5 protein-coding genes are annotated in these 6,215 nt (G+C 64.1%); 3 read left to right on the top strand and 2 right to left on the bottom strand.

Annotation, left to right across the window (positions count from 1 at the left end):
* Nucleotides 1–250 precede the first annotated feature (250 nt).
* A complete protein-coding gene (locus tag MTBUT4_RS18890; protein WP_173981266.1) occupies nt 251–1,495 on the bottom strand; it encodes a pentapeptide repeat-containing protein in 1,245 nt (414 codons plus the stop codon).
* A gap of 491 nt (nt 1,496–1,986) precedes the next feature.
* Here MTBUT4_RS18890 and MTBUT4_RS18885 point away from each other — a divergent pair, with 491 nt between their 5' ends.
* The 3 genes from MTBUT4_RS18885 (at nt 1,987) to MTBUT4_RS18875 (ending at nt 4,949) form a co-directional block, all read left to right on the top strand.
* The gene (locus MTBUT4_RS18885) at nt 1,987–2,289 is read left to right on the top strand and encodes a hypothetical protein (RefSeq protein ID WP_173981265.1); all 303 of its coding nucleotides are present in this window, start codon (nt 1,987–1,989) and stop codon (nt 2,287–2,289) included.
* Nucleotides 2,290–2,868: 579 nt separating this feature from the next.
* Complete coding sequence (locus tag MTBUT4_RS18880; RefSeq protein WP_173981264.1) at nt 2,869–3,402, top strand: bacteriohemerythrin; 534 nt, start codon at nt 2,869–2,871, stop codon at nt 3,400–3,402.
* Nucleotides 3,403–3,413: 11 nt separating this feature from the next.
* On the top strand, nt 3,414–4,949 hold the full coding sequence (locus MTBUT4_RS18875) for a hemerythrin domain-containing protein (RefSeq protein WP_173981263.1): 1,536 nt from the start codon (nt 3,414–3,416) through the stop codon (nt 4,947–4,949).
* Between the two features lie 23 nt (nt 4,950–4,972).
* On the opposite strand, the gene MTBUT4_RS18870 is transcribed toward MTBUT4_RS18875, so the two are convergent.
* Nucleotides 4,973–6,154 carry a DUF445 domain-containing protein gene (locus MTBUT4_RS18870; protein WP_254434941.1) on the bottom strand — a complete coding sequence of 394 codons (1,182 nt, stop codon included), beginning with the start codon at nt 6,152–6,154 and terminating at the stop codon, nt 4,973–4,975.
* Nucleotides 6,155–6,215 lie beyond the last annotated feature (61 nt).

Here is a 6,215-nt window from a genome sequence, read left to right as displayed (position 1 = left end):
ATCTGCTGTGGTGGTGTTGGTGGTGGGGGTGGTGGAGGTGGGGGGGTGTGGTTGGTGTTGTGGTGGGTTGGGGGGAGGTGGGTGGCCGAGCGATGCTAATTACTTTCCTCGTCAATGGTGTGCCCGTCATAATGTATTGATTCATGTGGAAGATACTATGGGCTGCCATAGCGCCCATGGCCGGTCTCGCCCCCTGAAGCGGCGGGGCAAGGCTTCCGCAACAAAGTCCTGAACCGTTCAAAGGCCGACCCTATACCCGGCGGCCTCCGGGCATATTCTGGGTCAGGTCGTGGACGCGGTAGCAATCGACCTCCATGTCGGGGCCGCCCTGGGCGGCGGACATCACCCATTTCCGGCGGATTTTTTCAAACCGGAACTGGTCATGGTTCGTTGCGGGATTTGCGTACAATTCTTCCAGGATCAGCAGTTCTCCCGCCAGGCCCAAGGGGCGCATCCGGGCGCTGGGACTCACGGAATCCAGGATGATTTGGTCGGGGATATTGCCGTTCATGTTAACTCGGACGGTGGCGCTTCCCCAATTGACGCAGGCGAAGCTGGTCACATTCATATCCTGCAGGATCGTGATGTACGCGCGGGCACACCGCAGCGCGTCGCTTGGGTTCTCGAAGCCACCCACCACATAGCGCCCGCGCGCGGCCATGGTCACGGGGCGGCCGGCCCCAAGGATGGTCCTGTTGAACTGGCTGAATAAGTTCAAAAGGCGCCGTGGATTCGCCTCCGGCGTCATGCCGATCTGGTCGGAAGACAGCAGGAGGATGGCCAGGTTTTGGGTCCTATAGGTGAAATGGCCGCCATCTGCCGCGACGGGCGCCGAAGCACCGTGCATGGCGCGCGCCGACGCCGGTGGCGGTTTCGCGCCGGCGACCTTCCCGGGGATTTGAGCCATGGCTTCGTCCAGGGTGACGGGCGGTGTGAATTCGTCCTGAGCCTTGAACCTGACACCGGGCTCGACCTCAGGTAACTGCTTGATGGATTGCTCCGACAGCGATCCCTTCGTCGGAGGGGTGGGGACGGTCTGTGGTTCGGGCGGGGCGCGCGGAGGCGCCTCCTCTACCGGGGGGCGGAGGTTCAAGATGGCGCCGCGCAGGCTGGCGCCGTGAAAGTTGGCCCCGGCGGTGATGGCGTCGGTAAGGTCGGCACCGCTCAGGTTGGCACCGCTCAGATCGGCCTGGGTCAGGTTCGCCCGCGTCAGGTTGGCCCCCAGCAGGCGGGCGGCGCCAAGTTGTGCCCCGGACAGGTTGGCCCCGCTGAGATCCGCGCCGGCCAGGTTGGCGCCCACGAACGAGACACCGGCGGCCATGGCGCTCCGCAGCGAGGCGCCGGAAAGATTGACCTCGTCCAGATCAAGGCCGGTCAGATGGGCGCCATTCAAATTGATGCCGGACAGGTCGGATTTCCGCAGCACGGCGGGTGGGCTTGCCCCACCGCCCCCTTTCATGGCCGCAAGGTCCGCGCCTTTCATGTCCGGCCGCATCGGGGTCCTCCGCACGCGCAAGTATCGCTGTGAATGAATTCATCGGCCCGCCCGTACGAAGATGGTGAGCAATGGACATTCCCAACACCTGCGGGGCCATTTTCCAACAGCCTGCCGGTCAAGGAAAATGGCCTGGGCGGAAGGGCCCTGGGCTTTGGCGCCTTAGGCCTTTCGCCACTCCACGACCGTCTCGTGTCGGGGTCCCGGCGCCGCATGCTACGGGTGGAATGCTCGGGCTCGCTCGCCGCAGCGCTGACTGCGGCGGTGCAGGAGGGCGACCGCCAGCCTTCGGTCATCGTTATTCCCGCCGAACCACGACGCGGCCCATCGCGTGCGTGGCCGACCCGCCATCGCCCGATAGACCCGACCTTCCCGGCGGGCGTCGGGCTGGGGGCGGCTATCACTGCCTGAATACCTCACAGTGGCCGCCCCTTTCGGCTGCGCCCGCGTGTAGTCTGTTTCAGCAAGATGATTTCGGCGGGAGAAGTTTCATGCAAACGCCACGGGTGACGGTTTACCTCAGCGATATGAGTGATTCCGAACTGTCGCTGCTGGACAAGGCCATCGAGCGGGAATGGTATCGGCGCGATGTGCAGCGACGGGCGAACCAACTTGTTCGCGAGGGGCTGCGGCCCGACCAGCGGGCCAAGCTTGAGCCCCTTCCAGATACCACGATCCGTGAGGCCGCTCCGCCGGAGGTCGAAGAGAGAATGCCGGGCGAAACGCGGGCGGAGGAGGCTGCTGGCGGCCACCATTCAACCCAGAAGGTTCCCGCCGAACCTTTGCGCCATTGAGGCCGGCCCTCAAGTCTGCGCCCAGGCCTTTCCTTGGGATGGTTTCGGGGGGCCGGGCGGTGAGTGGGTGACCCGCCGCGTATGTGGCGTCCGGGGCGGAACGGGGAGTGGTGGCGTGCGGCGTGTCCGGGCAAGGAATTATACCCGTCGGGGCCTATCATCTGACTCGCCGAAGGCTCGTCGGCCGACCGGCAAGACAGAGCGGCGTCTGAGTCTCACCGTCTCGGCATGATTTGGCCCAAAGGGCCAAATCATTGGCCGGGCGGTATTAGAGTCGATCGAACTCGGCGGCTTTCGGGTTGGCCGACAAGGGCTATGACGGCGACAGCGCGCGCGATAGCCCGCTCATCCACGGCATCCTGCCGGTGATCCCGCCAGGGCCGTCACTTGAGCAAATTTTATGGTGGCTGTCATATACCTCCCAGAGTACAGTATGTAAAGAGTATATGCTTCGCTCTAATTTTCGTGGCAGGCCGTTCCACCCTGAGTGGTTTCGTTGGGCAAGGTGCGGCGAGGTGAAGCGATTCGTTGGGCTTGCGGCCTGTTTTGCCCGCGATTTCTTGAAGGTAGTGGTATGCCATGGCTGACGTTCCGCAAATTGTGGCTTTCCCTCTGACGTGGTCCGAGGATTGGTCGGTGGGCAACGCCGTGATTGATGGCGACCATAAGGCGTTCATCGAACTGGCCAACCTGATTCATATGTGTCACGAATCGGGTGATGATAAACAAGCCTTGATGCCCAGCCTGCTCACGGTTCTCAACGAATACGTCGGGGGTCATTTCCTGCGCGAGGAAAAGGCGTTGCGAAGCGTCCGCTATTCCCATTTCGACGAGCACAGGCGCAAGCACGATTTGTTCAGGGGACGCCTCAAGGTCATATGCGAGGAATATTCCTCCGGGTATCGCTCCGTCGTCAATGACCTGCACAACTTGGTTGCGGGCTGGCTGGTCAACCATATCCTGTCGGATGACATGCGCTACCGCACTTGGCTGTCCCGCGCCACTGTCGACAACCGCCCCCTGGCCTTCCTGTCCATGGAGGCGGAGTCGAGCGCGCGGGAATCCGGCGACGGTGACAGAAGGAATGCCCTCGCCAACAACAGACCGTATTGACGGTGGCGCTTATGGCCTTGGATTCGAAGCCGGCGAAACGTGTAAACGCCCTGCTTGCGATCGAGAATGCGGCGACCCGCAAGATGGTCGCCAGCCTGTTGCGCGACAGCCAGTACACCATCGGAGACGAGGCTCTGGATGTCGGCCATGCCCGTCTGCTGCTGGAGCGCGTCGGGGCGGACCTGTATACCGTGATCATCTGCGACAAGCTGGGTGAGGCCGGGCATCTGGACGTCCTGCGCTATGTCCGCAGGGAAACCGATCGGCTGCCGCGGTCGACGCCGCTGATCTGTGTGGCCGACGCCTGGACCGCCGAGGAACTCGCCCAGACCCGCGATTTCGGGGCGTCGGACATCCTGACCTTGCCGCTGACCCATCACACGCTGTATCGGGCCATCGGCAAATCCGTCACAAAGCAATCCTCGTTCATCTCCGTGGCTACCTATTGCGGCCCGGACCGCCGTATGGCGGTGATCAAGAATTACAAGGGGCCATTCCGCCGCGAAGCGGACAAACATCTGCCCCGGCGCGAACCGTCTCGGGCCACGCCCGCTCCGGGGCTCGCGCCCGCCCAGGGGGGCGCAAGCGGGGCGGTGAAGCCACCGGCGCGACCGGAATCGGAGATCGAGTGGAACCGCGCCATCGCCACCGGCGACATGAGGATCGATGTCGAGCATCGCAAGATGATCGATTACCTGAAGATTCTGGGCGACGCCTCGGGCGAGGAAGACGGCACGGTCGCCACCAGCGCCGTGCTGGACGGCCTCAGGGATTTTGTGGTCCAGCACATCGAATACGAAGAATCGCTGATGGAGACGTTCGACTATGACGACAAGGCGATGCATAAGCGGCAGCACGCGCAATTCGTCGCGAGACTTGAATCCATAGGCAAGGATTCCGCCAGTCTGGAGGAGCAGCGGCGAGGCCTGTTCCTGGACGTGTTCGAGTGGATAGTGAAGCACATCACCAACGTCGATCGCGTCATGATCGCAAAAATGCGGGGCGAGTATGGGGCCACCTTTCTGGCCGATATTTGTGACCTTCAGACCGAGGTGGTGATCAACAGCGCCTATGACCTGGCGCTCAGGATCACCCATGCGTCGCGTATCGCCAACGACATGGCTGCGGGCCCAAGCAAGCGCGCACACCTGGATGGCATCGCCAACACCACCGAGCGCCTGATGAACCTGATGGAACTGGCCGACGTCCGGGTGCAGATCAATGGATGCACCGATTCCCAGTTGCGGCGCCTGGGCGAGATCCGGTCCGCCTTGTTCGCCGGGGCCGAATCCCTGGTCGAGTCCGCCGCCAATCGCCTGATCGATTACAGCCAGGATATCCTTTCGGGTCGTTATGGCATTCCGTTGGGCATCGGTGACACCCTGCTGCGCCAAATGGGCCAACTGGACAGCCTGGCCGGCGTCATCGGCGGGCCGGAGGCCATGGGGGAGCGGTCCAGGAAGGCGGTCGAGTCCGCTGAAGGGCTGGCCCGGCAGGTATTGGGCTGCCTGGAGGGTGGGGCCGTGTGCCTGGAGGAGTTCGCCTGAAAGGCGCGGCGGGGGGCCGGAACTCAGCCCCGGGACAGGGTGGAGACGGCCCAGATCGCCCCGCCCAGCAGGGCGCCGACCACCGTGCCGTTGATGCGGATGTACTGTAGGTCCTTGCCCACATGGGCCTCCAGCTTCTCGACCAGATGGTCGGTCCGCCACCGTCGGATCAGGTCGGTGACAAGTTCGCCGATCACGGCCCTGCGCGGCATCAGCATGACCAGGATGAAATCGCGGACCCAGCGGTTCAGGGTATGGCGCATGGCCTCGTCCTCCGCCAGCCTTTGGCTCAGATCGGCAAGCCAGCCCGCCACCAGGGCCTCGACCGTCTCGGTCCGTCCCACCAGATGGGAATAGGCGCCGCTGCCCAACTGGTGAAGATATGTATCCACGGCGGGGTCGTCGAATATCCTGGCCTTCAGTTCCTCGACCCTCTGGGCGAAAGCGGGCAGGGTGGACATGCCGTCGATGGTGTCGGTGACGAAGGTCTCGAACTTCAATCGCCAGGGGTGTTCCGCCGCCGCCAATTCGCCCAGGGATGCGTCAAGACCGTTGGCGACGCCTTGGGCGATCTGCCCCTCCACCCACAGGGGCAGCCATTCGGGGCATTCCTGGGCCACCTTGCGGCGGATGAAGGTGCGGTTCTGCCGCACGAAGGCACGCGCCTCGCCCACCAGATAGTCCAGGATGGCGTGATGATAGCCCCGGCCGACCATATAGGACAGCAGTTCGGCCATTCGGGGCGCGGTGATGGCGGTATCGACGGCCTTGCGCAGGCCGCCGCTCATGGCCTTTTGCCAGCGCTCCTCGCCCACGGTATGGATGAGCGGGGGCAGTGACCCGGCGACCCGGGCGGCCAGCATGGCGCGCTTTTCCGGCCGCGACAGCCATTCGCCCATACGCCCGCCGATCTCCAGCCCGGCCAGCCGCTGTTCCAGGGGGCCCGAGGCCAGCAGGTCGTCGGCGACGAAGCGGCCGATGGCGGCGGCGATGCGGTCGTGGTTGCGCGGGATGACCGCCGTATGGGGAATGGGCAGCCCGAACGGGCGGCGGAACAGGGCGGTCACGGCGAACCAGTCGGCGACGCCGCCGATCAGCGCCGCCTCGGCGCAAGCGCGAACCGGCGCCAGCCAGGGCCAGCGCGTCTCGCTGACCAGACAGGCGGCGAATGTCGCTGTGGCGATGGCCAGCAGAGCGGTGGCCACAAACTGAGATCGAGCCGCGGCATCCGGCGTAAGGCTTGGCTTAACTTGTTCATTTTCCAGC

The organism is Magnetospirillum sp. UT-4 (assembly GCF_902729435.1).
Lineage (GTDB): Bacteria > Pseudomonadota > Alphaproteobacteria > Rhodospirillales > Magnetospirillaceae > Magnetospirillum.
Note: the sequence above shows the minus strand (reverse complement) of the source record. Positions and strands in the feature narration are given on the sequence as shown.